Source organism: Kitasatospora sp. NPDC001132 (assembly GCF_053598415.1).
On sequence record NZ_JBSFKF010000035.1, the window covers coordinates 1 to 24,229 of the forward strand.

The window sequence follows — 24,229 nt, forward strand, 5'->3', positions numbered from 1 at the left end:
GTCCTTTCCGCCGGGCCGGTGGGTGTTGGGCGGCCGCCTGCGGGCGCCGGGGTGGGGGCACACAGCGCCCCCGCCCCCGCCGGTTCCCCCGGGGGCCGGGGGCCCCCCCCCGGCGCGGGGGGCCCCCCCCGCCGCGTCCGGCCCCTGACCCGCCGCCGCGTCCGCCCGGGGCCGCCGCCGCGTCCGGCCCGGCCGGTTCCGGCCGTCCTACACTGGCCCGCTGTGAGCGAAACACTCGGGGACGCCGCGCTCGTCCTCGTCTTCATCCTGCTGGGCGGGCTGTTCAACGTCGCCGAGATCTCGCTGATCTCGCTGCGCGAGGGCCAGATCCGGACGCTGGAAGCGCGCGGGACCCGGCGCGCGGCCCGCGCCGCGCACCTGGCGGCCGACCCCAACCGCTTCCTGGCCGCCGTCCAGGTCGGGGTGACCTGCATGGGCTTCCTGTCCGCCGCCTTCGGCGCGGACACCCTGTCCGGCAAGGTCGCCCCGCTGTTTGTCCGGGCCGGGCTGTCCGAGGGCGTGGCCGACGCGGTGGCCCTGGTCGGCCTCACCCTGGCGATCAGCTACGCCTCGCTGGTGCTGGGAGAGCTGACCCCCAAGCGGATCGGCCTGCAGCGCGCCGAGTCCATCTCGGTCGTCGCCGCCCCGGTGGTGGACGTGATGTCGGTGGTGCTGCGGCCGGTGATCTGGCTGCTCGGCCACTCCACCAACCTGATGGTCCGGCTGCTCGGCGGGGACCCGACGGCGGGCCGCGGTTCGATGAGCTCCGAGGAACTGCGCGGCCTGGTCGCCGCCAACACCGAACTCGGGAGCGACGAACGGGCGTTGATCGCCGACGTGTTCTCCGCCGGAGAGCGCCAGCTGCGCGAGGTGATGGTCCCGCGCACCGAGGTGACCTTCCTGGACGCCGAGCGCCCGCTGGCCGCCGTCCGGCACCAGGCCGACACCTCCCCGCACTCGCGCTACCCGGTGGTCGAGGGCAGCGCCGACGCGGTGGTCGGCTTCGTCCACGTCCGCGACCTGTACGGCGCGCGCGGCGAGCAGGCCGTCAAGGTCCGCGACCTGGCCCGCCCGGTCAAGCTGCTGCCCGGCACCAAGCTGGTGCTGGAGGCGATGGGCGAGATGCGCCGGGAGGGCCACCACCTGGCCATCGTGGTGGACGAGTACGGCGGCACCGCCGGGATCGTCACCCTGGAGGACCTGGTCGAGGAGGTGATCGGCGAGATCCGGGACGAGTACGACCGCCCGGAGTCCGCCCCCACCCGCCGGCTGGCCGGCGGCGGCATGGAGCTGGACGGCCTGCTCAACCTCGGCGACTTCGCCGAGGAGACCGGCGTCGTCCTGCCCGAGGGCCCGTACGAGACGGTGGCGGGCTGCCTGGTGGCCGCGCTCGGCCGGCTGCCCAGGGACGGCGACCAGGTGCGCGTCCCGGTCGAGGGCGGCGGCGGGGTGCTGCTGACGGTGGCCAAGGTCGAGGGCCGGCGGATCGCCCGGGTGGGGGTGAGTGCGGTCACACTGGCCGAGCCTCCGGGGTCGGAGGTTTCCTGAGCGAGCGGTGGAACTGGAACAATGGCGCGCATGGTCAACGCAGCGGTCACTGGTCCGGTCAAGGACCGTCCCCGGGTGCTCTCCGGCATCCAGCCCACCTCCGGCTCGTTCCACCTCGGCAACTACCTGGGCGCGGTGCGCCAGTGGGTGGACCTCCAGAAGGCCAACGACGCCTTCTACATGGTCGTCGACCTGCACGCGATCACGGTGCCGCAGGACCCGGTGACGCTGCGCGAGAATACCCGGGTCTCCGCCGCCCAGCTGCTCGGCGCGGGCCTGGACCCGGACAACTGCACCCTGTTCGTCCAGTCGCACGTGCCCGAGCACGCGCAGCTCGCCTGGGTGATGAACTGCCTCACCGGCTTCGGCGAGGCCTCCCGGATGACCCAGTTCAAGGACAAGTCCTCCCGCTACGGTGCCGAGGGCACCACGGTCGGCCTGTTCACCTACCCGATCCTCCAGATCGCGGACATCCTGCTCTACCAGGCGGACGCCGTCCCGGTCGGCGAGGACCAGCGCCAGCACGTGGAGATCACCCGCGACATCGCCGAGCGCTTCAACACCCGCTACAGCCCGACCTTCACGGTCCCGAAGCCGTACATCCTCAAGGAGACGGCGAAGATCCAGGACCTCCAGGACCCGGCCGTCAAGATGAGCAAGTCGGCCTCCTCGCCCAAGGGCCTGGTGAGCCTGCTGGACGAGCCGAAGGCCAGCGCCAAGAAGTTCAAGAGCGCCGTCACCGACACCGGCACCGTCGTCTCGTACGACGAGGAGGGCAAGCCGGGCGTCTCCAACCTGCTGCGCATCCACTCCGCGCTCAGCGGCCAGTCGGTGGACCAGCTGGTCGAGCACTTCGAGGGCAAGATGTACGGCGCCCTGAAGACCGAGCTGGCCGAGCTGTTCACCGAGTGGGTGACCCCGTTCCAGGAGCGCACCCGCAGCTTCCTGGACGACCCGGCGGAGCTGGACCGGGTGCTGGCGATCGGCGCCGAGAAGGCCCGTGAGGTGGCGTCGGTGACGCTGGAGACGGTGTACGACCGGATCGGCTTCCTCCCGGCCGCCAAGCGGTGACTCCCCTCACACGTCTGCCCGATGGTGGCGACCTCCCCGAGGTCGTCACCATCGGCGTGTCCGTGAGCGTCCCGGACCCGTACGGCACGGCGATCCAGGACGCCCGGGCCGGGCACGGCGACCCGCTGGCGCGGTCGATACCCACGCACGTCACCCTGCTGCCGCCGACCGAGGTGCCCGCCGAGCTGCTGCCGAAGATCGAGGAGCACCTGGCGGCGGTGGCGGCCGCGCACCGGCCGTTCCGGATGCTGCTGCACGGCAGCGGGACCTTCCGCCCGGTCTCCCCGGTGGTGTACGTCCGGGTCGAGGAGGGCGCGCAGGAGTGCCGGCTGCTGGAGGCGGACATCCGCTCCGGCCCGCTGGCCCGCGAGCTGGCCTTCCCGTACCACCCGCACGTGACGGTCGCCCACGGTCTGCCGGACGACGTGCTGGACCAGGCGTACGAGCAGGCGCGCGACTTCCGGGCGGACTTCCGGGTGCCGGGCTTCGGCCTCTCCCGCTTCGGTGCGGACGAGGTCTGGCGGCCCTGGCGGAGCTACCCGTTCGGGTGAACCGGGGCGTGCGCCGCAGCACGGACCGGAGTGTGGGCCGGCGGGTGAACCGGCCTCCCCGCCCGCCGAGTTCGACCGTCCGGCGGGCCGCGCCGCCGTAGTCCTGCGTACGGTGCCCGGCCCGACGCCCGGCACCGTCCGGTGCCGGGCGCCCGCCGGAGCGCACGCGGAGGACTACTCCTTGCGGAGCATCGCGTCGACCACCCGGGCGGCGGCCTTGCCGTCGTCCAGGTCGCAGTACGCCTCGCGGAACGCGGTGGCCCGGTCGGCGTACTCCGCCGCGACCTCGTCCAACCGGCCGAGCACGGAGACGAGCTCCTCGGAGGTGGCCGGCATCGGGCCGGGCGCCTCGGCCTCGAAGTTCAGGCTGAAGCCGCGCAGGTTGTCCCGGTAGTGCTCCAGGTCGTAGGTGAAGAGCACGATCGGCTTGCCGGTCGACGCGAAGTCGAAGATGCTCGCCGAGTAGTCGGTCACCAGGACGTCGGCGATCAGCAGCAGCTCCGCCATGTCGGGGTAGCTGCCGACGTCCCAGACGTAGCCGTTGCCGGCTCCCGGGATCTGGCCGCACATCAGGTGGTGCCGGCGCACCAGCAGCACCTGGTCGTCGCCGAGCGCGGCCCTGGCCGCCGCCAGGTCGATCCGCAGGTCGATCTGGTAGCCGTCGTCGGGCCGGCGCCGGTCCTCGCGCCAGGTCGGCGCGTAGAGCACGACCTTCTTGCCCTCGGGCAGGCCGAGCCGCTCCCGGACCTGCTCGGCGGTCTTCTCCCGGTCGGCCGCGAACAGCAGGTCGTTCCGGGGCAGACCGCTCTCCAGGATCTCGCCCTTGAAGTCGAAGGCGCGCCGCAGCACCGGGGCGGACCAGCGGTTGCCGGCCACCAGCAGGCTCCAGTTCGGGACCTCCCGGGCCAGGCTCTTCAGGTACTTGGAGTCGGTGAACCAGACCTTCTCGAAGTCGAAGCCGATCTGCTTCAGCGGGCTGCCGTGCCAGGTCTGGACGACCACCTGGTCGGGGCGGCGGACGAAGAAGTCGGGCAGGTGGGTGCCGGCCACGATGTACTTGGCGGTGGCCAGCGCCTCGTACCACTCCGGGCCGCGGTACCGCAGCGCGCTCGCGGTCCGCGGCAGCTCGGCCTGCATGTCGTCGGTGCCCCACAGGTGCTCCAGCGGCAGGCCGCGGCGGACCAGCTCCTCGTGGACGGCCCGGGGTGAGTCGGCGTACGCGCCGTACTTGCCGGTGTGGTACACCACCGCGTCGCGCAGCGGCAGCCGGCGGGCGGCCGGGTAGTCCACGCTCTGCAGCCGGCGCTGGCGGTAGCGGGCCCGCTCCTCGGGCAGCAGCACCGAGTCCGACAGCAGCGACAGGCCGTCGTGGCGGCGGCGCTCCAGCAGTATCCGCTTGCCGCGGGACTCCACCGCGACCGGCAGGGCGTCGAAGCAGTCCGGGGTGACCAGCGCGGCGGCGTCCGGCAGTTCGGGCACCGGGACCCCGACCGGACGGAACACGACGTGCCAGATGCCCCGGGAGAGCGGCACCCGGCCGGCGAAGGAGGCCGTCGGCACGGCGGGCAGCGCGGTGCGGAACCGGCCGTCCGAGATCTCCACCGGGTAGGTGTGCTCCTCCTCGCGCCACTTGTGACGGACCACCAGCTCCCAGCGGTGCGCGCCGGGCAGCGGGAACGAGCCGCTCAGCAGGAAGCCGTCGGCGCCGCGCGAGGAGACCTCGTCCACCAGCGGCTGGAGCACCTGGTCGGCGAACTGGAGGCGCCCCTCGGGGGAGGGCTTGGAGTAGAGGGCCCGGCGCTCGGCGACCGGGGCCTGCGGGTTCAGCGCCAGGTGCAGCCGCTCGGGGGCGTTGCGGTCGTCCCAGGCCAGCGGGACGGTGCTGCCGTCGGCCAGCAGCAGCGCGCCGGTCCAGTGGTCGCGGCTGCGCTCGGCGGCCACCGGGTCCAGCTCGGCCCAGGCCTCGCGGACGGCGGTCAGCTCGGCGACCGGGAAGACCGCGGTGAACGGCTGGAGCGAGCCGACCGGAGCGCCCAGCTCCAGCGGGAAGGTCAGCTGGCGGTCCGACTCGGCGTGGGTGAGCCGCAGCCGCGCCCCGGCGAAGCTCGGGCCGGAGCGGGCCGCGCCCGAGACCTCCACCCGGTCGCCCTGCGCGGCCAGGCCGGTCACCCGGGCCTTGACCGTCTCCACCCGGAGGTAGACGAAGTTGTCCCGGACCCACGGCACGATCCGCACGTCCGGTTCGACCCAGTGCCACGGCAGGAACAGCGCGCTGTCGTTCTCGCCCGCCGAGATGCGGCCCTTGTAGACCCCGCCCTTGCCCGCGCCGGCCACCAGGACGCGCCAGTTGCCGTCCTTCCACTGGCCGCGGTGCCGGAGCTTCCTCGGGTCGACGGACACGGTGAAGCCGGACCAGTCGCAGCTGTACAGGTCGTGCCGGCAGCTCGCGGTGGCCTGGGGGGCGTACGTGGTCTTCATCGGCACCGCGATGACCCGGCGGCCCTTGGCCTCGCGCAGCACCAGGGTGCGGACCATGTCGTGCTTGCCGGCCGCGCCCAGCTGCTCCGGGTACGCGTGCCCGGTCAGCCGGAGCTTGCCGTCCACCCAGGAGCTGTCGTACAGCCGGCTGCGGATGACCAGCGAGTTGTCCAGCTTGAGCACCCCGGCCGGTACGCTCTTGCGTCCGCCGCGCAGGAACGGGTAGTCGGCGTACGGGCGCAGCAGACCGCGGGCCTGGACGCCGCCGCCGCTCTCGCGCTCGTAGGTGATCTGCTCGACCAGCTCGTCCATCCGGCCCGAAAGGGTCAGGTGGTACTTCAGCCGCACCGGCGCGCGCAGCTTGGCGACCTGCTCGGCGCCGATCGCCCGGAGCAGCCGGCCGACGTGCTGGACGTAGGCGTCCCGGTACTCCTTGTCGCCCTCCACGAGGGACCAGAAGAACATCGGGATCTCCTCGACGAGGGTGTTCTCGTCGTAGGAGCGCAGGTACTCGGCGAAGCGCGGCTCGGTCTGCTTCAGCAGCCAGGCGCGGACCAGCTCGACCGAGGCGACCCGGTCGATCAGGCCCTTCGGGTTGGTGCGCATCTGCGTGATCGACATCTCGCCGACCTCGCGCTCGCGCCAGTGGTAGATCGGCTCGGAGAGCACGTCCACGCTCTTCGCCAGGTAGTGGTGCGGCACGCTGACCGGGGCGTCCTCGTACAGGATGCCCTCGGGGTAGAGCAGGCCGGCCGCGTCGAAGAACGAACGGCGGTACACCTTGTTCCACGCGGTGCGGTCGGTGACCAGCGCCGGGATCTCGGTGATGTGGGTCTTGAGCCTGGTCTCCTTGAACGGCTTCAGGTGGCCGGTGGACGGGTAGTAGCCGACGGCGCGGAAGCGCAGCACGTTGCCGGTGCAGAAGTCCGAGCCGGTCTCGTCCAGCGTGTTGATCATCAGCTCGTACGCGCTCGGCGGCATCGAGTCGTCGCTGTCCACGAAGCACAGGAACTCGGAGTCCGGGTCGATGTGCCGGATGCCGGTGTTGCGGGCCGCGCCGAGGCCCTTGTTCACCTGTCGGACCAGCCGGAACCGGGAGTCCTTGGCCGCGTACGCCTCGGCGAGCGCCGCGCTGCCGTCCTTCGAACCGTCGTCGACCATGACGCACTCGAAGTCCGTGAAGGTCTGGGCGGCGATCGAGTCGAGGCATTCCACGAGGTAGCGCTCGACGTTGTAGATCGGGACGACGATGGAGAGGCGGGGAGCCATCGGCTACGCAGGCCTTTCTCTGGAGGAGCGTGGCAGCCCGTACGGGGCCTGGCCGCACTTGGATCGGTGCGTACGTGCGCCCCCGATCCTACCTCCGGGGACCTCGCCCACCGGGGGACCACTACGCTGGGCCCGTGGCCCGTTTCAGCGTGATCGTCCCCGTGTACCAGGTGCAGGACTACCTCGGCGAATGCCTCGATTCGGTGCTCTCCCAGGACGGCCCGGACTTCGAACTGATCGCGGTGGACGACCGCTCCCCGGACCGCTGCGGCGCCATGCTGGACGAGGCGGCCGCCGCGGACGCCCGGATCCGGGTGCTGCACCTGCCGGAGAACGTCGGCCTCGGCCGGGCCCGCAACGCCGGCCTGGAGGTCGCCACCGGGGACTACGTGATCTTCCTCGACAGCGACGACACCCTGACCCCCGGACTGCTGAAGCACGTCGACGAGCGGCTCACCGCCACGGGTGACCCGGACGTCCTGGTCTACGACTACGCCCGCACCTACGCCGACGGCCGGATCACCCGGGCCGCCTCCGCCCACGTCTTCGGCGCCGCCTCCCCGGACGTCTTCGACCTCGACGCCCGCCCCGACCTGCTCGACCTGCTCCAGGTCGTCTGGAACAAGGCCTACCGCCGGGGCTTCGTCACCGAGCAGCGGCTGGTCTTCCCGGCCGGCTACTACGAGGACACCCCCTGGACGTACCCGGCGCTGCTCGCCGCCGCCCGGATCACCCTGCTCGACCGGGTCGGCGTGCACTACCGCCAGCGCCAGGAGGGCGGCAACATCCTGGCCACCGCCAGCCGCAAGCACTTCGACGTGTTCGACCAGTACGACCTGGTCTTCGCCTTCCTCGACGGCCGCCCCGACCTGGAGCGCTGGCGCCCGGTCGTCTACGGCCGGATGCTGCACCACCTCAACACCGTGGTCTCCAAGCCCGGCCGGGTCCCGTCCGGCGACCGCCGCGAGTACTTCCGCCGCGCCGCCGAGCACTGCGCCCGGCTGCGGCCGGCCGGCTACCGCCCTCCGTCCGGCGTGGACGGCGTGCGCACCGAGCTGCTCAGCCACGGCCGCTACGGCGCCTACCAGGCGGTCCGCGCCCTCGCCAAGGCCCGCCGACTCGTCAAGCGGTAGACCCGATCTGACGCCCGTTCGGGCGACATGCCGGTATAACCGGTGGGTGGACTTCCTGACCCGCCTGCCGGTCGTCGGCCCGCTCGTGGCCCGGGTGCTGCGCAGCCGCCCGTACCTGGTGTACGAGTACCTCACCGCCGCCCGGGGCAACCGGCTGGCCGGCGCCGTCACCTTCTTCGGCTTCCTCGCCCTCTTCCCGCTGCTCACGGTGGGTCTGGCGATCGCCGCCGCGGCGCTGAGCGACAGCCGGGTGCACGAGCTGCAGGAGCACGTCTCCGACCAGCTGCCGGGGATCTCCGACGCGGTCGACCTGCCCGCCCTGGTGTCCAACGCGGGCACCGTCGGCCTGGTCGGCGGGGCGCTGCTGCTGGTCTCCGGCCTCGGCTGGGTGGACACCATGCGCACCTCTATCCGGGACCTGTGGCAGCTGCCCCACGAGGACGGCAACCCGGTGCTGCGCAAGGCCTGGGACGTGGCGGTGCTGGCCGGCCTCGGCCTGGTCTCGCTGTTCTCGCTGGCCGCCTCCGCCGCCGGGACCACGCTGGCCGGCCGGATCGCCGACGCGCTCGGCCTCAACAGCGGGTACCTGCTGACCGCGGTCGGCGTGCTGATCGCCATAGCGTGCGACATGCTGCTCTTCGCCTACCTGCTGGCGCCCTTCCCCGGGATCACCGACCAGCGCCGCCGGGACCTGGTGCAGGGCGCGCTGATCGGCTCGGTCGGCTTCGAACTGCTGAAGCTCCTGCTCGCCTCCTACCTGGGCTCGGTCGCCGGACGGAGCGTGTACGGGGCGTTCGCCACGCCGGTGGCGCTGCTGCTGTGGATCAACTTCGTCTCCCGGCTGCTGATGTACTGCGTGGCCTGGACGGCGACGGCCGACCCGGTGGCGGCCCGGGAACGGACCAGGGCGCACGGGCGGGCACTGCTGGAGGCGGCCGACGAGGCACAGCGGGCGGCGGAGGCGGACGCGGCGGAGAAGGCCGCCCGGGCCGAGCGGCGGAAGAAGGGGAACGGGAAGGCGAACGGAGAGGTCCGGCCCCAGGACTGAGACCGGACCCTCTCGCGGCTCCGCGGATCAGCCGGCGGAGCGCCGCCACAGCACCACCGCGCCGTATCCGAGCGCGACCCCGGCCAGCACCACGGCCGTCCAGCCGCCGAGGGCGAGCCCGTCGCCGCCGCCCGTCGCCGCGGGGGCCGCGACCGCCGGGTCGGCTGCCGCGGTGGCGGGCGGCGGCGCGGGCGTTTCCTCGGCGCCACCGGCCTGGGCGGTCGGCGCGGCGCCGGCGGGCGGGACCTCGTCGACCAGCCGGCCGACCGGCTGGACCTTGCCGGCCGCGGCGAAGCCCCAGTCCAGCAGGGCCGCCGTCTCGTCGTAGACCTTCTGGTAGCTCGCCGGGTGCATCACCGTCACCAGCAGGGTGCGGCCGCCTCGCTCGGCGGCGCCGACGAAGGTCGAGCCGGCGTTGGTGGTGGTGCCGTTCTTCACGCCGATCAGGCCCGGGTACTTGCCCAGCAGCCGGTTGGTGTTGGCGATCCCGAAGCTGCCGCGCCGGCCGGTGGCGCGGTCGACGGCGCCCGGGAACATCGCGTCCCGGGTGGCGCAGTACATCCGGAAGTCCGCGTTGCGCAGGCCGGCCCGGGCGAACAGCGACAGGTCGTAGGCCGAGGAGACCTGGCCCTCCATGTCGTAGCCGTCCGGGGAGACCACCCTGGTGTCCCGCGCCTGGAGCGCGTCGGCGCGGGCCTGCATCTCGGCGACGGTCTGCCGGATGCCGCCGTTCATGTGCGCCAGGACGTGCACCGCGTCGTTGCCGGAGCTCAGGAACACCCCTCGCCACAGGTCCTCGACCCGGTAGTCCAGGTCCTCCTTGATGCCGACCAGGCTGCTGCCGGGGCCGATCCCCTGGATCTCCTCGTCGGCCACCCGGTGCACCGCGTTGCGGTCGAACTTGGGCAGCACGGTGTCCGCGAAGAGGATCTTCAGGGTGCTCGCCGGGGGCAGCCGCAGATGCGGGTTGCTGGCCGCCAGCACGTCCCCTGACGCCAGGTCGGAGACGATCCAGGACTGCCCGGTGAGATCGCCGGGCAGCGACGGGGCGCCCGCCATCGGGGCGACCTGCACCCCGGGGAGCCCCAGCCGCTCGCCGCCGATCGCGGCCGACGGGGGCGGCTGCTGCGGAGCCGCGCCCGCCGGGGCGGCGAGCAGTACCGGTAAGGCCGCGGTGACCGCGGCGCACAGGCGCGCGAGCGTCAGTCGGGGAGTGGACACCAGCTGACCGTACCCACTCCCGGCCTCCGGTGCCCGCCCCCCGGGGCCCGTCCTCCGCAGGAGGGGCCCGCCCTACGCCGATCGGCGGCCCGCGCATACTGGGGATGCACACCGCCTTCACACGCCGAGGACCGCCATGAAGCTCAGCCGCCGCACCTCCTGGTTCCTGACCGCCTTCGGGGTCTGGTCGATCATCATCTGGACGACCTTCGTGAAGAACCTCTGGAAGGACTCCGGCGGCCAGGCCTTCACCGGCGGCGACCACTCCCAGCCCACGGCGTTCTTCTGGATCCACCTCCTCCTCGCCGTCACCTCCTTCGCCCTCGGCATCGCCGTGGGCGGCATCGGCGTGCGCGGCCTGCGCGCCGCGCGCCGCACCCCGGCCACCGACTGATCCGGCGCGGGCGACGGTGACGGCCGAGCGGCACCCGGTGCGGTACGGCGGCCGGAGCGGCCCGACCGACCTCGGCGCCCTGCGCCGGGACGCGCGAAGGCCCCCGCCCGATCGGAGGATCGGGCGGGGGCCTTCGCGTCGTCAGGCCGGGATCAGAAGCGGCGGGTGACCAGCGCCCGCTTCACTTCCTGGATCGCCTTGGTGACCTCGATGCCACGCGGGCAGGCCTCGGAGCAGTTGAAGGTGGTGCGGCAGCGCCACACGCCCTCACGGTCGTTGAGGATCTCCAGGCGCTGCTCGGCACCCTCGTCGCGCGAGTCGAAGATGAAGCGGTGCGCGTTGACGATGGCGGCCGGGCCGAAGTACTGGCCGTCGTTCCAGAACACCGGGCAGGACGACGTGCACGCGGCGCACAGGATGCACTTGGTGGTGTCGTCGAAGCGCTCGCGGTCCTCGGCGGACTGCAGGCGCTCGCGGGTCGGCTCGTTCCCCTTGGTGATGAGGAACGGCATGACGTCCTTGTACGCCTGGAAGAACGGGTCCATGTCCACGACCAGGTCCTTGAGGACCGTCAGGCCCTTGATGGCCTCGATCGTGATCGGCTTCTCCGGGTTGACGTCCTTGATCAGGGTCTTGCACGCCAGCCGGTTGCGGCCGTTGATCCGCATGGCGTCGGAGCCGCAGATGCCGTGGGCGCAGGAACGGCGGTAGGTGAGGGTGCCGTCCTGCTCCCACTTGATCTTGTTGAGCGCGTCCAGGACGCGCTCCTTCGGGTCCATCGTCAGCTGGTAGTCCACCCACACCGGGTCCGGGTGCTCCTCCGGGTTGAACCGGCGGATCCGGAAGGTGACGGTGATCGGCTGGACGGCACCGGCTTCGACCGCGTCCAGAGCGGCCGAGTGCTTCTCCACGGTCGGAGTGCTCATCAGTACTTACGCTCCATCGGCTGGTAGCGGGTCGTGACGACCGGCTTGTAGTCGAGGCGGATGGAGGTGCTGCCGTCGGCGGCGACCTCCTGGTACGCCATGGTGTGCTGCATGAACTTCACGTCGTCACGGGTCGGGAAGTCCTCGCGGTAGTGGCCGCCGCGGGACTCCTCGCGGGCCAGCGCGGAGACGGCCAGCACCTCGGCCAGGTCGAGCAGGTTGCCCAGCTCGACGGCCTCCAGCAGGTCCGTGTTGTACCGGAAGCCCTTGTCCTGGATGGAGACGTTCTTGTAGCGCTCCTTCAGTGCGGCGATGTCCTCGATCGCCTGCTTCAGGGTGGCGCCGGTGCGGTAGACCATGGCGTTGGTGTCCATGGTCTCCTGCAGCTCCTTGCGGATCTGCCCCACGGACTCGGTGCCGGTGCCCTCGCGCAGGCCGTCGACCAGGGCCTGGACCTTCTCGGCCGGGTTCTCGGGCAGCTCGACGAAGTCGTGCTCGTTGGCGTAGTCGGCGGCGGCGATGCCCGCGCGACGGCCGAACACGTTGATGTCCAGCAGCGAGTTGGTGCCCAGGCGGTTGGCGCCGTGCACGGACACGCAGGCGACCTCGCCGGCCGCGTACAGGCCCGGGACGACGTCCGTGTTGTTGCGCAGGACCTCACCCTCGACGTTGGTCGGGATGCCGCCCATGGCGTAGTGCGCGGTGGGCTGGATCGGGATCGGGTCCGTGTAGGGCTCGATGCCGAGGTAGGTGCGCGCGAACTCGGTGATGTCCGGCAGCTTGGCGTCCAGCTGCTCCGGCGGCAGGTGGGTCAGGTCCAGGTAGACGTGGTCGCCCTCAGGACCGCAGCCGCGGCCCTCGCGGATCTCGGTGTAGATCGCGCGGGAGCAGACGTCACGGGACGCGAGGTCCTTCATGACGGGGGCGTAGCGCTCCATGAAGCGCTCGCCGTCCTTGTTGCGCAGGATGCCGCCCTCGCCGCGGGCGCCCTCGGTGAGCAGGATGCCCATGCGCCAGATGCCCGTCGGGTGGAACTGGAAGAACTCCATGTCCTCCAGCGGCAGGCCGCGGCGGTAGACCAGGGCCTGGCCGTCACCGGTGAGGGTGTGGGCGTTGGAGGAGACCTTGAAGAACTTGCCGGTGCCGCCGGAGGCGAACACGACCGACTTGGCCTGGAAGACGTGGATCTCGCCGGTGGCCAGCTCGTAGGCGACGACGCCGGCCGTCTTGCCCTCGTTGATCAGCAGGTCGAGGACGTAGAACTCGTTGAAGAACTCGACGCCGTGCTTGACGCAGTTCTGGAACAGCGTCTGGAGGATCATGTGGCCGGTGCGGTCGGCCGCGTAGCACGAGCGGCGGACCGGGGCCTCGCCGTGGTTGCGGGAGTGACCGCCGAAGCGGCGCTGGTCGATCCGGCCCTGCTCGGTGCGGGAGAAGGGCAGGCCCATCTTCTCCAGGTCGAGGACGGCGTCGATGGCCTCCTTGCACATGATCTCGGCGGCGTCCTGGTCGACCAGGTAGTCACCACCCTTGACCGTGTCGAAGGTGTGCCACTCCCAGTTGTCCTCCTCGACGTTGGCGAGGGCGGCGCACATGCCGCCCTGGGCCGCGCCGGTGTGGGACCGCGTGGGGTAGAGCTTGGTCAGGACGGCGGTGCGGCTGCGCTGCGTCGACTCGATGGCCGCGCGCATGCCGGCGCCGCCGGCGCCGACGATGACGGTGTCGTACTGGTGAATCTGCATGGGGGGTTAACTCGCCTCTGGCCTCTGTCGATTTCCGATTAGATGTTCGGGTCGAAGGTGAAGATCACCAGGGTGCCGAGCAGCACGGTGAAGACCGTGGCGGTACCCATGAGGCCCTTCAGCCAGAGCCGGGTCGAGTCCTTCTCGGCGTAGTCGTTGATGACCTGACGCATGCCGTTCGCGCCGTGCAGCATGGCGAGCCAGAGCATCAGGAGGTCCCAGCCCTGCCAGAACGGCGAGGCCCAGCGGCCGGCCACGAAGGCGAAGCCGATCTTGGAGACGCCGCCGTCGAGCACCAGCATGATCAGCAGGTGGCCGAGGATCAGCACGACCAGGACGATGCCGGACAGGCGCATGAAGAGCCAGGCCAGCATCTCGAAGTTGGTGCGGGTGCGGCGCGGGGTCTTCTTGCTCCGCTGGCGCGGAGGCTCGATGACGAACGCGTCGGCCGGGTTGCCGGTGCCCAGTCCCTTGCCGGTGTGCGCCTGCTTGGAGGGGACGACGATGGCGTCGGAGATTTCCGTGGACATGTCTCGGCTCACTTCCCGAACCAGGAGATCAGCGTGTGCTGGAGGATCCCGTAGAAGGAACCGGCCATCAGGACGACCCAGACTCCGACGACGGTCCAGAGCATCTGCTTCTGGTACTTCGGGCCCTTGGCCCAGAAGTCCACCGCGACGACCCGCAGGCCGTTCAGGGCGTGGAACAGGATGGCGGCCACCAGGCCGTACTCCATCAGGTTCACGAGCGGAGTCTTGTACGTCTGGATGACGGTGTCGTAGGACTCCGGCGACACTCGCACGAGGGCGGTGTCCAGGACGTGGGCGAACAGGAAGAAGAAGATGAGGACGCCGGTGACTCGATGAGCCACCCAGCTCCACATGCCTTCCCGGCCGCGGTACAGCGTTCCAGCCGGCACGGAAAAACCCTCCGGAAGCGATTGGGGGCTCGGCCGGCTTCGGTGTCGGTCAGCCCGGCCGGGTACGGTCCACCGGCCGCCAGCATCCTATCGACGCCTCGTTGTGAACCGCCTCCGGGGGCCCCAGATGTGATCAATCAGGCACTTCTGGCCTAGCGGGGCGGGAACCAAACCCGAGGTCGTCGCGATGGGTGACGGCATGCTCGCGCCCCGCACCGGGTGGTGCGGGGCGCGAGGAGGACCGGACTCACCCGTCCGGGTGGATTCGCGGGCGAAGCCCCCCGGGCGGGTGAGTCCTAGCGGGCCGCGGCCGCCGTGTGGGTGGCGACCAGGTGCTCCAGCCGGCTGAGGGCGATCCGGCGGAGTTCGTCGGCCGAGATCAGCCGCTCCTCGTCCGGGTCGTTGGCGAGGCGGGTGCGGATGGAGGAGAGCACGGTGTCGAGCATCTCCTCCGGGGCGACCCCTTCCAGGCAGACCACGAAGACGTGGCCGAACCTGGCCTCGTACGCGGCGTGCGCCGCCCGCAGCGCGGTGTGCGCGGCCTGGCTGCCGGGGGCCCGCATGCCGACCAGCGGCTGCGGCATCCAGCTCTCGTCCGCCAGCGCCTCGGCCAGGTCGGCCGGGCGGAGGTCGTAGGAGGCCTCGCTGGCGGCGGCCAGCAGGGACGCTATGTCGGGGTAGGGCCGGTGCGCGGTGAGCCGCAGGGCCCAGCGGTGGCTGCCGCAGCAGGCCAGCAGGGCCTCCTCGGCGGCGCCGGCGTCGGCTTCGTTGAAGCGGTGCAACCCGAGGAGTGTCGGCTCGGTTCTGACGTCGAGCCGCTGTGACGGGATCTCGCTGGCCAGCGGGTCCTCCTCGTGAGGGCGGGAAGGTGCCGGTGGAGTGGGGTGGTGAACAGGCGGAACGGGGGCTGGCGAGGGGCGCGCGGGCGTCGGTCGGTCAGCGCCTCAAAGGTAGTTGAGCGATCATCAGTTGGGGAGGGCGCGCGCCGAATTCATCCGGACGAGCTATCAAGTTGTGACGTTGACGCTCTTGCGTCAGCGCGCCCTCCCCCACCTGGCCCGGCTCAGCCGCAGCGGGTGCCCGGGGCCGGCATCGTGCCCGCGGTCAGGTAGGCCGCCAGGGCCTCGTCGATGCAGGAGTTGCCCCGGCCGAAGGCGCCGTGGCCCTCGCCGACGCGGGTGAGCAGGGTGGCGTTGGCGAAGCCCTTGGCCAGCGCCTCGGCCGAGGCGTACGGGGTGGCCGGGTCACCGGTGGTGCCGACCACCAGGATCGGCGCGCTGCCCTCGGCCCGGACGGTGTGCGGCGTCTCCGTGGTCTTGAACGGCCAGTAGGCGCAGCCGGCCTCGCTGTAGTCGTCCACCGTGACGCCCTTGGAGATCAGCGGCGCCTCGGCGAGCAGCCGGTCCACGGCGGCCTTGGCGTGCTCGGGGGTGGGCGCGGGGCGGGCGGCGTCGGCGCAGCTGATCGCGCTGTTGGCCTCGTCCACCGGGCTGTAGTGGCCGTTCTCGTCCCGGCCGTTGTAGTCGTCGGCGAAGGCCAGCAGGTAGTCGCCCTTGCCGCGCATCATCGCCCAGCCGAGGGAGTTGCGCAGGTACTCCCAGGAGGTCTTCTCGTCGCCGTAGAGCAGCGAGATGGTGCCCGTCCAGGCCTGGTCGCGGCCGAGCTTGCGGCCGTCCTTGGTGGTCAGCGGGTGGTTGTACAGTCCGTCGAGGAAGTCGGCGGCCTTCTTGGCGGCCTTGGTCCCGTCCTTGCCGAGCGGGCAGGTGTCGGCGTGGTTCTCCACGCAGTCGACGGCGAAGCGCTCGAAGGACTTCTCGAAGCCGACCTGCTGGTCGACCCCGTGGTCGAGCCGGTCCTGGCCCGGGTCGACGGCGCCGTCCAGGATCAGCCGGCCGGTGTTCTTCGGGAACTCCTCGGCGTAGAGCGCGCCGAGGTACGTCCCGTAGGAGATGCCGAGGTAGTTGAGCTGCTTGTCGCCGACCGCGGCGCGCAGCACGTCCAGGTCGCGGGCGGTGTTGCGGGTGCCGACGAAGGGCAGCAGCTTGCCGGCCTTGGCCTGGCAGGCGGCGGCGTGCTCGGTGGCCTGCCTGACGTGCTCGGCCCTGCGGGTGGCCGGGTCGAGCGGGGCGTCCGTCTGGTTGAGGGCGTCGTGCTGCTTGTCGTCGTAGCAGACGACCGGGGAGCTGTCGCCGGTGCCGCGGGGGTCGAAGCCGATCACGTCGAAGCGGTCGTGCACGGTGCCGGCGAACTGCTTGGCGCCGAACTTGACCATCCCGACGCCGGACTCGCCGGGGCCGCCGGGGTTGACCATCAGCGAGCCGATCCGCTGCTCCGGCTTGGCGGCCGGGTACTTGATCAGCGCGATGTCGAGCGCGTCGACGGCGGGGTCGGCGTAGTCGAGCGGGACGTGCAGCTTGCCGCACTGCATCCCGGATATGTCGATCTTGGCCTTCTGGGCCTGCGGGTCGGCCGGGCAGTCGGCCCAGGCGACCTGCTGGCCGTAGAAGGGCTTGAGCGCCGGGTCGGCCTCGCCGGTGGGCTTGGGCGTCGGCGTGGGGGCGGCCGCGGGGGTCGCGGCGGCGGGCGCGGTGGTGCCGGCGGCCTGCTCCCGGGCCGGCTTGGCGGCGTCGTCGCAGGCGGAGGTGAGGAGCAGGGTTCCTGCCGCCAGGGCGGTCAGCAGCACCCGTGGGCGGGCGGCCCGGAAGGTTCTCATCGCACGTGTGTACCACCGAGGGGTGACGTGTTCGATCTTGACCCCCCGGCCCGGGGCCGCCCGCCCGGTCCGGCTCAGCCGCGGTGCACCTTGTGGTTGGCGGCCTGCGCCCGGGGGCGGACCACCAGCAGGTCGATGTTCACGTGCGACGGCCGGGTGACGGCCCACGCCACGGTGTCCGCGATGTCCTCCGAGGTGAGCGGTTCGGCCACGCCCGCGTACACCGCGGCGGCCTTCTCCTCGTCGCCGCGGAACCGGGTGACCGCGAAGCCCTCGGACTTCACCATCCCGGGCGCGATCTCGATCACCCGGATCGGCTCCCCGCACAGCTCCAGCCGCAGCGTGGCCGCGACGGTGTGCGCGGCGTGCTTGGCGGCGACGTACCCGCCGCCGCCCTCGTACGCGGCCAGCGCGGCGGTCGAGGAGAGCACCAGCACCGTGCCGTCGCCGGTCGCCCGCAGGGCCGGCAGCAGGGCCTGCGTCACGTGCAGCACGCCGAGCACGTTCACCTCGTACATCGCCCGCCAGTCGGCCGGGTCGCCCTGCTCGACGGTCTCCGCGCCGATCGCGCCGCCGGCGTTGTTCACCAGGACGTCCACCCGGCCGACCGCGGCCGCGAAGGCGTCCACCGCGGCCCGGTCGGTGACGTCCAGGGTGACCGCCCGGGCGGACCCGCCCCGGTCGGCGATCTCCTTGGCCAGCGCCTCGATGCGGTCGGTGCGGCGGGCGGTCAGCACCACGTCGAAGCCCTCGGCGGCCAGCCGGCGGGCGGTCGCCGCGCCGATTCCGCTGCTGGCACCGGTGACCACGGCCACCTTCTGCTCGGTCATTGCCACTCCCTGGGGCTGGTCGGTCGTTCACCCGATCATCTCAACCGCGCCGCCGCCCCGGCGGGCCGGTCGCCCTCCGCGCCGCGGGGACCCCGATAGTGCGAGGACCCGATCCCCATCTCCGGAGGACCTCCATGGCAGCCGAACCGCGCCGCGCCGAGTCGGGCTTCGAGATCGAGCCGCTGTACGGCCCCGAGTCCCTGGCCGGCTGGGACGCCGGTGCCCGGCTGGGCCGGCCGGGGGAGTACCCCTACACCCGGGGCGTCTACCCGACGATGTACACCGGCCGCCCCTGGACGATGCGCCAGTACGCGGGCTTCGGCACCGCCGCCGAGTCCAACGCCCGCTACCGGCAGCTGATCGCGGGCGGCGGCACCGGCCTCTCGGTGGCCTTCGACCTGCCCACCCAGATGGGCTACGACTCGGACGCCCCGCTCGCCGCCGGGGAGGTGGGCAAGGTGGGAGTCGCCGTGGACGGCGTCGAGGACATGGCCGAGCTGTTCGACGGCATCCCGCTCGACGGGGTGTCCACCTCGATGACCATCAACGCGCCCGCCGCGCTGCTCCTGCTCCTCTACCAACTGGTCGGCGAGGCCCAGGGGGTGGCGCCGGCGGCGCTCACCGGCACGGTCCAGAACGACGTGTTGAAGGAGTACATCGCCCGCGGCACCTACATCTTCCCGCCGCAGCCCTCGCTGCGGCTGGTCGCCGACGTGTTCCGGTACTGCCGGGCCGAGATCCCGCGCTGGAACACCATCTCCATCTCCGGCTACCACATGGCCGAGGCCGGAGCCGATCCCGCGCAGGAGGTCGCCTTCACCCTGGCCAACGGCATCGCGTACGTCCGCACCGCGCTCGCCGCCGGGATGGCCGTGGACGACTTCGCCCCGCGGCTCTCGTTCTTCTTCGTGGCCCGTACGACCCTTCTTGAGGAAGTGGCCAAGTTCCGCGCCGCGCGCAGGATTTGGGCCAGAATCATGCGGGACGGATTCGGCGCCCGGGACCCGCGCTCGCAGATGCTGCGCTTCCACACCCAGACCGCGGGGGTGCAGCTCACCGCCCAGCAGCCCGAGGTCAACCTGGCCAGGGTCACCGTGCAGGCGCTCGCCGCGGTGCTCGGCGGCACCCAGTCGCTGCACACCAACAGCTTCGACGAGGCGATCGCGCTGCCCACCGAGAAGGCCGCCCGGCTCGCCCTGCGCACCCAGCAGGTGCTCGCGTACGAGACCGACGTGACCGCCACCGTCGACCCGTTCGCCGGCTCCTACGCCGTCGAGTCGCTCACCGACGAGCTGGAGGCCGCCGCCCGGGTGCTGATGGACCGGATCGAGGAGCAGGGCGGCGCGGTGGCCGCGATCGAACGCGGCTACCAGAAGGGCGAGATCGAGCGCACCGCCTACCGGCTCCAGCGGGAGACCGACTCCGGGGAGCGGACCGTGGTCGGCGTCAACCGCTTCCGGTCGGACACGGAGGAGCCGTACCGGCCGCTGCGGGTGGACCCGGCGATCGAGGAGCGGCAGGTGCGGCGGCTGGCCCGGCTGCGGGCCGAGCGCTCCGCCGGCGCCGTCACCCGGACGCTGGACGGGCTGCGCCGCACCGCCGAGGGGACGGGGAACGTGCTGTACCCGATGAAGGAGGCGCTGGCCGCCCGGGCCACCGTCGGCGAGGTGTGCGACGCGCTGCGCGGGGTGTGGGGGACGTACTCCCCGGTGGAGCGTTTCTGACGTCCCGTTGAACGGCCGTCAACCTGCCGGTTTCGCCCCGGGGGTGGTGGCCGTGACCGTCGGCGCGGGTGGTCGTTGCACAGGGCACGCAACTCGGGGAAGGCGGCTGAAACAAGATGTCATACCCACGTGTCCGGCCGGTATGCGCCCATCCGGGGACTAATTTTCCGGAAGTCGGGCCAAATCCCCCCAACAGGCCTACGATTGGGGAGATGAACCGTCCTGAGCCCGCTCAGCCGGGCGCCACTCTCGCCGTCGCACGTCCCGCCGCCGATCTGCGCGAGCGGGTCCGGGCGCTGGAGCCCGAGCTGATCGCCTTCCGCCGTGATCTGCACCGGCACCCGGAGCTGGGCCGCCAGGAGTTCCGTACCACCGGGCTGCTGCGCGACCGGCTGGTGGCCGCCGGCCTCGAACCCCGGGTGCTGCCCGGCGGCACCGGTCTGCTCGTCGACATCGTCCCGCCCGGCACCACCCCGGGGACGGAGTTCCTGGCCTTCCGCGCCGACATCGACGCGCTGCCGATCGACGACGCCAAGACCGACGTGCCGTACCGCTCCACCGTGCCCGGCCGGGCCCACGCCTGCGGCCACGACGTGCACACCTCGGTGGTGCTCGGCACCGGACTGGTGCTGGCCGAGGCCGTCCGCACCGGCGAACTGCGCCGCCCCGTCCGGCTGGTGTTCCAGCCCGCCGAGGAGGTCATGCCGGGCGGTGCGCTGGACGTGATCAAGGCCGGCGGGATGGCGGGGGTCGGGCGGATCTTCGCGGTGCACTGCGACCCGAAGGTGGAGGTCGGCCGGATCGCGCTGCGGGTCGGGGCGATCACCTCGGCCTGCGACCGCCTGGTGCTCCACCTGGACGGCCCCGGCGGGCACACCGCCCGTCCGCACCTGACCACCGACCTGGTCACCGCGGTCGCCAAGACGGCCGCCGACCTCCCGGGCGCGCTGGCCCGCCGGATGGACCCGCGCTGGGGCGTCAGCCTGGTCTGGGGGCGGATCGCCTCCGGCTCCGCACCCAACGTGATCCCGCAGCACGCCGAGCTGGAGGGCACCGTCCGCTGCCTGGAGCTGGACGGCTGGCGCGAGGCGCCGGACCTGCTGCACGAGCTGATCGCCAAGCTGGCCGAGACCTACCGGGCCAAGTGGACGCTGGACTACCACCGCGGGGTGCCGCCGGTGGTCAACGAGGCGGTCTCGGTGGCCCTGCTGGACGAGGCGATGAACGACCGCTTCGGCGGGGACGGCGCCGTGGTGGTGGAGGGCACCGAGCAGAGCCTGGGCGGCGAGGACTTCTCCTGGTACCTGGAGCACGCCCCGGGCGCGCTGGCCCGGCTCGGCGTCCGCGCCCCCGGCGACCCCACCGTCCGGGACCTGCACCAGGGGCGGTTCGACGTGGACGAACGGGCGATCGGAATCGGCGTGGAGCTGTTCTCGGCGCTGGCCCTGGAGGCGGACGGCAGCTGACGGCGGATCCGGGGTCGGCGCGGCCCGCGAGGGGGGCGGAAACGGCCGGATCCGGGGGTGCAGGAACGGTTCCGTAAACTGGGCGAACCGACCCCCCGGATCACCGTCCGCGCATGGGATAGAGCCTCAGGAAGAACATCAGACCACGGTTTGATAACAACCCGAATGCTCTGGCACCCCGTAACACAACCGTGTTCTACGCGCGTTACGGTGGCGTCCGACCACGCCAAACGGTTGCGTGTAGAAGGAGATATCCCCTTGCGCCGTTCAATGAAGCTCGCCGCGGTTGTGCTCTCGGGTTCCCTGGGCATGGCCTCGCTCGCCGCTTGCGGCGCAAAGAGCACCGACACCTCCTCCTCCGGCTCGGGCGACGGTTCGCTCAAGGTCGGCATGGCCTACGACATCGGCGGCCGTGGCGACCAGTCGTTCAACGACTCCGCCGCCCGTGGCCTCGACAAGGCCAAGTCCGAGCTGGGCGTCGCCGTGACCGAGGCCGAGGCCAAGCAGGGCGAGGCCGAGGCCGACAAGGAGACCCGCCTCAAGAACCTGATCGACTCGGGTTACAAGACGATCATCGCGGTCGGCTTCGTGTACCAGCCGGCGGTCAACAAGGTCGCCAAGGACAACCCGAACGTCAAGTTCGCGATCATCGACTCGAACGACAAGGACCAGCCGGCCAACGTCACCTCGCTGCTCTTCGCCGAGCAGGAGGGTTCGTACCTGGCCGGTGTCGCCGCCGCGAACAAGTCGAAGGCCAAGCACGTCGGCTTCATCGGCGGTGTGCAGTCCGAGCTGATCAAGAAGTTCGAGGCCGGCTTCAAGGCGGGTGTGAAGTCCGTCGACCCGAACATGGCGATCGAGACCACCTACCTGACCACCCCGCCGGACTTCACCGGCTTCTCCTCGCCCGACAAGGGCAAGGAGGCCGCCCAGGGCCAGCTCGACAAGGGCGCGGACGTCATCTACACCGCCGCCGGTTCCTCCGGCAACGGCGCCATCGAGGCCGTCGCCAACAAGCAGGGCGCCCTGGCCATCGGCGTCGACTCCGACCAGGCCAGCCAGCCGGCCCTGGCGAAGTACAAGGGCAGCATCCTGACCTCGATGGTCAAGAACGTCGACACCGCGGTGTTCTCGTACATCCAGTCGGTCAAGCAGGGCCAGAACCCGACCGGCGTCAAGCTGTTCGACCTGAAGGCCGACGGCGTCTCGCTCGCCACCACCGGCGGCAAGATCGACGACATCCAGGACAAGCTGAAGGCCGCCGCCGACGCGATCAAGTCCGGCGCCACCACGATCCCGACCGCGCCGGCCGCCCAGTAACGACCGCGCGTCCCGGACGCCGCAGCGCCTGCCGCCTGCCGGCAGCGCGGTGCAACCGCACAGTTCACGGGAGGGGCCCGGAAGGGTGCGCTCAACGCGTACCCCCGGGCCCCGTTCCGTCTCCACGTTCCCCCCTTGGCCCTCCGTGCGCAACGACGCGCCTCCAGACCACCAGGAGATCGCCATCACCGCATCCGACCCCGTCCCCCTGCGCAAGGACGGCACCCCCAGCGCGGGGACGGCGACACCGGCCGTCGAACTGCGCGGCATCACCAAGCGCTTCCCGGGTGTCGTGGCCAACCACGACATCAACCTCACCGTCCGCACCGGCACCGTGCACGCCCTGATGGGCGAGAACGGCGCCGGCAAGTCGACGCTGATGAAGATCCTCTACGGCATGCAGAAGCCGGACGAGGGCACCATCGCGATCAACGGCGAGCTGTGCGAGTTCAACACCCCCGGTGACGCCATCTCCCGCGGCGTCGGCATGGTGCACCAGCACTTCATGCTCGCCGACAACCTCACGGTGTGGGAGAACGTCGTCCTCGGCGGCGAGAAGCTCCACGGCATCGGCGCCAAGGCGAAGGCGAAGATCAAGGAGATCTCCGACCAGTACGGCCTGGGCGTGCGCCCGGACGCCCTGGTCGAGGACCTCGGCGTCGCCGACCGCCAGCGCGTCGAGATCCTCAAGGTGCTGTACCGCGGCGCCAAGATCCTGATCCTCGACGAGCCCACGGCCGTGCTCGTCCCGCAGGAGGTCGACGCGCTCTTCGACAACCTGCGCGACCTCAAGTCCGAGGGCGTCACCGTCATCTTCATCTCGCACAAGCTGCACGAGGTGCTGGCGGTGGCCGACGCGATCAGCGTCATCCGGCGCGGCACCACGGTCGGCGACGCCGACCCGAAGGCCGTCACCGCCCGCCAGCTCGCCGAGCTGATGGTCGGCGCCGAGCTGCCCTCCCCGGAGAGCCGCGAGTCGACCGTCACCGAGACCGTGATGCTCGACGTCGAGAACCTGCGGATCGCCAAGACCGACGCCGAGGGCATCGAGCGCGTCGTCCTGGACGACATCTCGCTGCGCATCCACAAGGGCGAGATCCTCGGCATCGCCGGTGTCGAGGGCAACGGCCAGGCCGAGCTGGTCGAGGCCGTCATGGGGATGCTGCCGCTGAACGCCGGCACCGTCACCCTGGACGGCAAGGACCTCTCGGGCAGCCTGACCCGGGCCCGCCGCGAGGCCGGCATCGGCTACATCCCCGAGGACCGCCACAAGCACGGCCTGCTGCTGGAGGCCCCGCTCTGGGAGAACCGCATCCTCGGCCACGTCACCGAGGAGCCCAACTCCAAGGGCGTGCTGCTGGACCCGGCCGCCGCCCGTACGGACACCTGGCGGATCGTCCAGGAGTACGACGTCCGCACCCCCGGCATCGAGGTCACCGCGGCCTCGCTCTCCGGCGGCAACCAGCAGAAGCTGATCATCGGCCGCGAGATGAGCCACCAGCCCAAGCTGCTGATCGCCGCCCACCCCACCCGCGGTGTGGACGTCGGCGCGCAGGCGCAGATCTGGGAGCACATCCGGGTCGCCCAGCGGGCCGGCCTGGCCGTCCTGCTGATCTCCGCGGACCTGGACGAGCTGATCGGCCTGTCCGACACCATCCGGGTGATCTACCGCGGCCGCCTGGTCGCCGACGCCGACCCGGCCACCGTCACCGCCGAGGACCTCGGCACCGCGATGACCGGTGCCGCCAGCGGCCACCTGGAGTCCGAGCCGGAGGCCGTCGCCGAGGCGCAGGCCGTCGCGGCCGAGGGCACCGAGGCCGAGGCCGGGCACCCGCACACCGACACCGCCGACGACCCGCAGGCGGGGGAGTAACCC

At 71.8% G+C, this 24,229-nt stretch carries 19 protein-coding genes; 10 read left to right on the top strand and 9 right to left on the bottom strand.

Translation table 11 applies throughout. The features are described from left to right. Positions 1-222: 222 nt before the first annotated feature. From ACWDBE_RS32435 to ACWDBE_RS32445, 3 genes are all read left to right on the top strand, one after another. A complete protein-coding gene (locus ACWDBE_RS32435; protein WP_449788222.1) occupies positions 223-1,548 on the top strand; it encodes a hemolysin family protein in 1,326 nt (441 codons plus the stop codon). Between the two features lie 75 nt (positions 1,549-1,623). After that, positions 1,624-2,619, top strand: coding sequence for a tryptophan--tRNA ligase (gene trpS / locus ACWDBE_RS32440; protein ID WP_392914445.1), 996 nt, complete (start codon positions 1,624-1,626; stop codon positions 2,617-2,619). 62 nt (positions 2,620-2,681) lie between these two features. Continuing rightward, positions 2,682-3,170, top strand: a complete 489-nt coding sequence (locus tag ACWDBE_RS32445) for a 2'-5' RNA ligase family protein (RefSeq protein ID WP_449809713.1) — start codon at positions 2,682-2,684, stop codon at positions 3,168-3,170. 174 nt (positions 3,171-3,344) lie between these two features. On the opposite strand, the gene ACWDBE_RS32450 is transcribed toward ACWDBE_RS32445, so the two are convergent. Beyond that, a complete protein-coding gene (locus ACWDBE_RS32450; protein WP_449809714.1) occupies positions 3,345-6,917 on the bottom strand; it encodes a bifunctional glycosyltransferase/CDP-glycerol:glycerophosphate glycerophosphotransferase in 3,573 nt (1,190 codons plus the stop codon). Positions 6,918-7,051: 134 nt separating this feature from the next. On the opposite strand from ACWDBE_RS32450, the gene ACWDBE_RS32455 reads away from it, so the two are divergent. Next, positions 7,052-8,050 carry a glycosyltransferase family 2 protein gene (locus ACWDBE_RS32455; RefSeq protein WP_449788225.1) on the top strand — a complete coding sequence of 333 codons (999 nt, stop codon included), beginning with the start codon at positions 7,052-7,054 and terminating at the stop codon, positions 8,048-8,050. Positions 8,051-8,096: 46 nt separating this feature from the next. Beyond that, on the top strand, positions 8,097-9,098 hold the full coding sequence (locus ACWDBE_RS32460; protein ID WP_449788226.1) for a YihY/virulence factor BrkB family protein: 1,002 nt from the start codon (positions 8,097-8,099) through the stop codon (positions 9,096-9,098). 27 nt (positions 9,099-9,125) lie between these two features. Here the strand turns inward: ACWDBE_RS32460 and ACWDBE_RS32465 are convergent, their stop codons facing one another. Further along, positions 9,126-10,319: a D-alanyl-D-alanine carboxypeptidase family protein gene (locus ACWDBE_RS32465; protein ID WP_449788227.1), complete on the bottom strand. Its 1,194-nt coding sequence runs from the start codon at positions 10,317-10,319 to the stop codon at positions 9,126-9,128. A 136-nt stretch (positions 10,320-10,455) separates the two neighbouring features. On the opposite strand from ACWDBE_RS32465, the gene ACWDBE_RS32470 reads away from it, so the two are divergent. Continuing rightward, complete coding sequence (locus tag ACWDBE_RS32470; protein WP_449788228.1) at positions 10,456-10,713, top strand: SCO4848 family membrane protein; 258 nt, start codon at positions 10,456-10,458, stop codon at positions 10,711-10,713. A 152-nt stretch (positions 10,714-10,865) separates the two neighbouring features. Here the strand turns inward: ACWDBE_RS32470 and ACWDBE_RS32475 are convergent, their stop codons facing one another. The 7 genes from ACWDBE_RS32475 to ACWDBE_RS32505 form a co-directional block, all read right to left on the bottom strand. After that, positions 10,866-11,639, bottom strand: a complete 774-nt coding sequence (locus ACWDBE_RS32475; protein WP_224277932.1) for a succinate dehydrogenase iron-sulfur subunit — start codon at positions 11,637-11,639, stop codon at positions 10,866-10,868. Then, positions 11,639-13,381 carry a succinate dehydrogenase flavoprotein subunit gene (sdhA, locus tag ACWDBE_RS32480; RefSeq protein WP_449788229.1) on the bottom strand — a complete coding sequence of 581 codons (1,743 nt, stop codon included), beginning with the start codon at positions 13,379-13,381 and terminating at the stop codon, positions 11,639-11,641. Before sdhA ends, ACWDBE_RS32475 begins: the two co-directional genes overlap by 1 nt. 38 nt (positions 13,382-13,419) lie before the next feature. Continuing rightward, positions 13,420-13,911, bottom strand: a complete 492-nt coding sequence (sdhD, locus tag ACWDBE_RS32485) for a succinate dehydrogenase, hydrophobic membrane anchor protein (protein WP_392914415.1) — start codon at positions 13,909-13,911, stop codon at positions 13,420-13,422. Between the two features lie 8 nt (positions 13,912-13,919). Continuing rightward, positions 13,920-14,300 carry a succinate dehydrogenase, cytochrome b556 subunit gene (gene sdhC, locus ACWDBE_RS32490; protein ID WP_316523755.1) on the bottom strand — a complete coding sequence of 127 codons (381 nt, stop codon included), beginning with the start codon at positions 14,298-14,300 and terminating at the stop codon, positions 13,920-13,922. 296 nt (positions 14,301-14,596) lie between these two features. Then, the gene (locus ACWDBE_RS32495) at positions 14,597-15,082 is read right to left on the bottom strand and encodes a 2-oxo-4-hydroxy-4-carboxy-5-ureidoimidazoline decarboxylase (protein WP_449788230.1); all 486 of its coding nucleotides are present in this window, start codon (positions 15,080-15,082) and stop codon (positions 14,597-14,599) included. 281 nt (positions 15,083-15,363) lie between these two features. Beyond that, on the bottom strand, positions 15,364-17,013 hold the full coding sequence (locus ACWDBE_RS32500; protein WP_449809715.1) for an alpha/beta hydrolase: 1,650 nt from the start codon (positions 17,011-17,013) through the stop codon (positions 15,364-15,366). Positions 17,014-17,087: 74 nt separating this feature from the next. Next, the gene (locus ACWDBE_RS32505) at positions 17,088-17,843 is read right to left on the bottom strand and encodes an SDR family oxidoreductase (RefSeq protein ID WP_449788232.1); all 756 of its coding nucleotides are present in this window, start codon (positions 17,841-17,843) and stop codon (positions 17,088-17,090) included. 134 nt (positions 17,844-17,977) lie between these two features. Here ACWDBE_RS32505 and ACWDBE_RS32510 point away from each other — a divergent pair, with 134 nt between their 5' ends. From ACWDBE_RS32510 to ACWDBE_RS32525, 4 genes are all read left to right on the top strand, one after another. Then, complete coding sequence (locus tag ACWDBE_RS32510) at positions 17,978-19,567, top strand: acyl-CoA mutase large subunit family protein (RefSeq protein WP_449788233.1); 1,590 nt, start codon at positions 17,978-17,980, stop codon at positions 19,565-19,567. Between the two features lie 212 nt (positions 19,568-19,779). Next, positions 19,780-21,033, top strand: coding sequence for an amidohydrolase (locus tag ACWDBE_RS32515; protein WP_392867138.1), 1,254 nt, complete (start codon positions 19,780-19,782; stop codon positions 21,031-21,033). Positions 21,034-21,291: 258 nt separating this feature from the next. After that, positions 21,292-22,353 carry a BMP family lipoprotein gene (locus ACWDBE_RS32520; RefSeq protein ID WP_449788234.1) on the top strand — a complete coding sequence of 354 codons (1,062 nt, stop codon included), beginning with the start codon at positions 21,292-21,294 and terminating at the stop codon, positions 22,351-22,353. 346 nt (positions 22,354-22,699) lie between these two features. Beyond that, positions 22,700-24,226, top strand: a complete 1,527-nt coding sequence (locus ACWDBE_RS32525) for an ABC transporter ATP-binding protein (RefSeq protein ID WP_449788304.1) — start codon at positions 22,700-22,702, stop codon at positions 24,224-24,226. The last annotated feature ends 3 nt before the right edge of the window (positions 24,227-24,229 follow it).

Bases quoted from the DNA above. Each gene is read 5' to 3' on its own strand.
- ACWDBE_RS32450 (WP_449809714.1), bottom strand. From the start codon at position 6,917: ATGGCTCCCCGCCTCTCCATCGTCGTCCCGATCTACAACGTCGAGCGC.
- ACWDBE_RS32470 (WP_449788228.1), top strand. From the start codon at position 10,456: ATGAAGCTCAGCCGCCGCACCTCCTGGTTCCTGACCGCCTTCGGGGTC.
- ACWDBE_RS32475 (WP_224277932.1), bottom strand. From the start codon at position 11,639: ATGAGCACTCCGACCGTGGAGAAGCACTCGGCCGCTCTGGACGCGGTC.
- sdhA (WP_449788229.1), bottom strand. From the start codon at position 13,381: ATGCAGATTCACCAGTACGACACCGTCATCGTCGGCGCCGGCGGCGCC.
- sdhD (WP_392914415.1), bottom strand. From the start codon at position 13,911: ATGTCCACGGAAATCTCCGACGCCATCGTCGTCCCCTCCAAGCAGGCG.
- ACWDBE_RS32500 (WP_449809715.1), bottom strand. From the start codon at position 17,013: ATGAGAACCTTCCGGGCCGCCCGCCCACGGGTGCTGCTGACCGCCCTG.
- ACWDBE_RS32505 (WP_449788232.1), bottom strand. From the start codon at position 17,843: ATGACCGAGCAGAAGGTGGCCGTGGTCACCGGTGCCAGCAGCGGAATC.
- ACWDBE_RS32510 (WP_449788233.1), top strand. From the start codon at position 17,978: ATGGCAGCCGAACCGCGCCGCGCCGAGTCGGGCTTCGAGATCGAGCCG.
- ACWDBE_RS32515 (WP_392867138.1), top strand. From the start codon at position 19,780: ATGAACCGTCCTGAGCCCGCTCAGCCGGGCGCCACTCTCGCCGTCGCA.
- ACWDBE_RS32525 (WP_449788304.1), top strand. From the start codon at position 22,700: ATGGGCGAGAACGGCGCCGGCAAGTCGACGCTGATGAAGATCCTCTAC.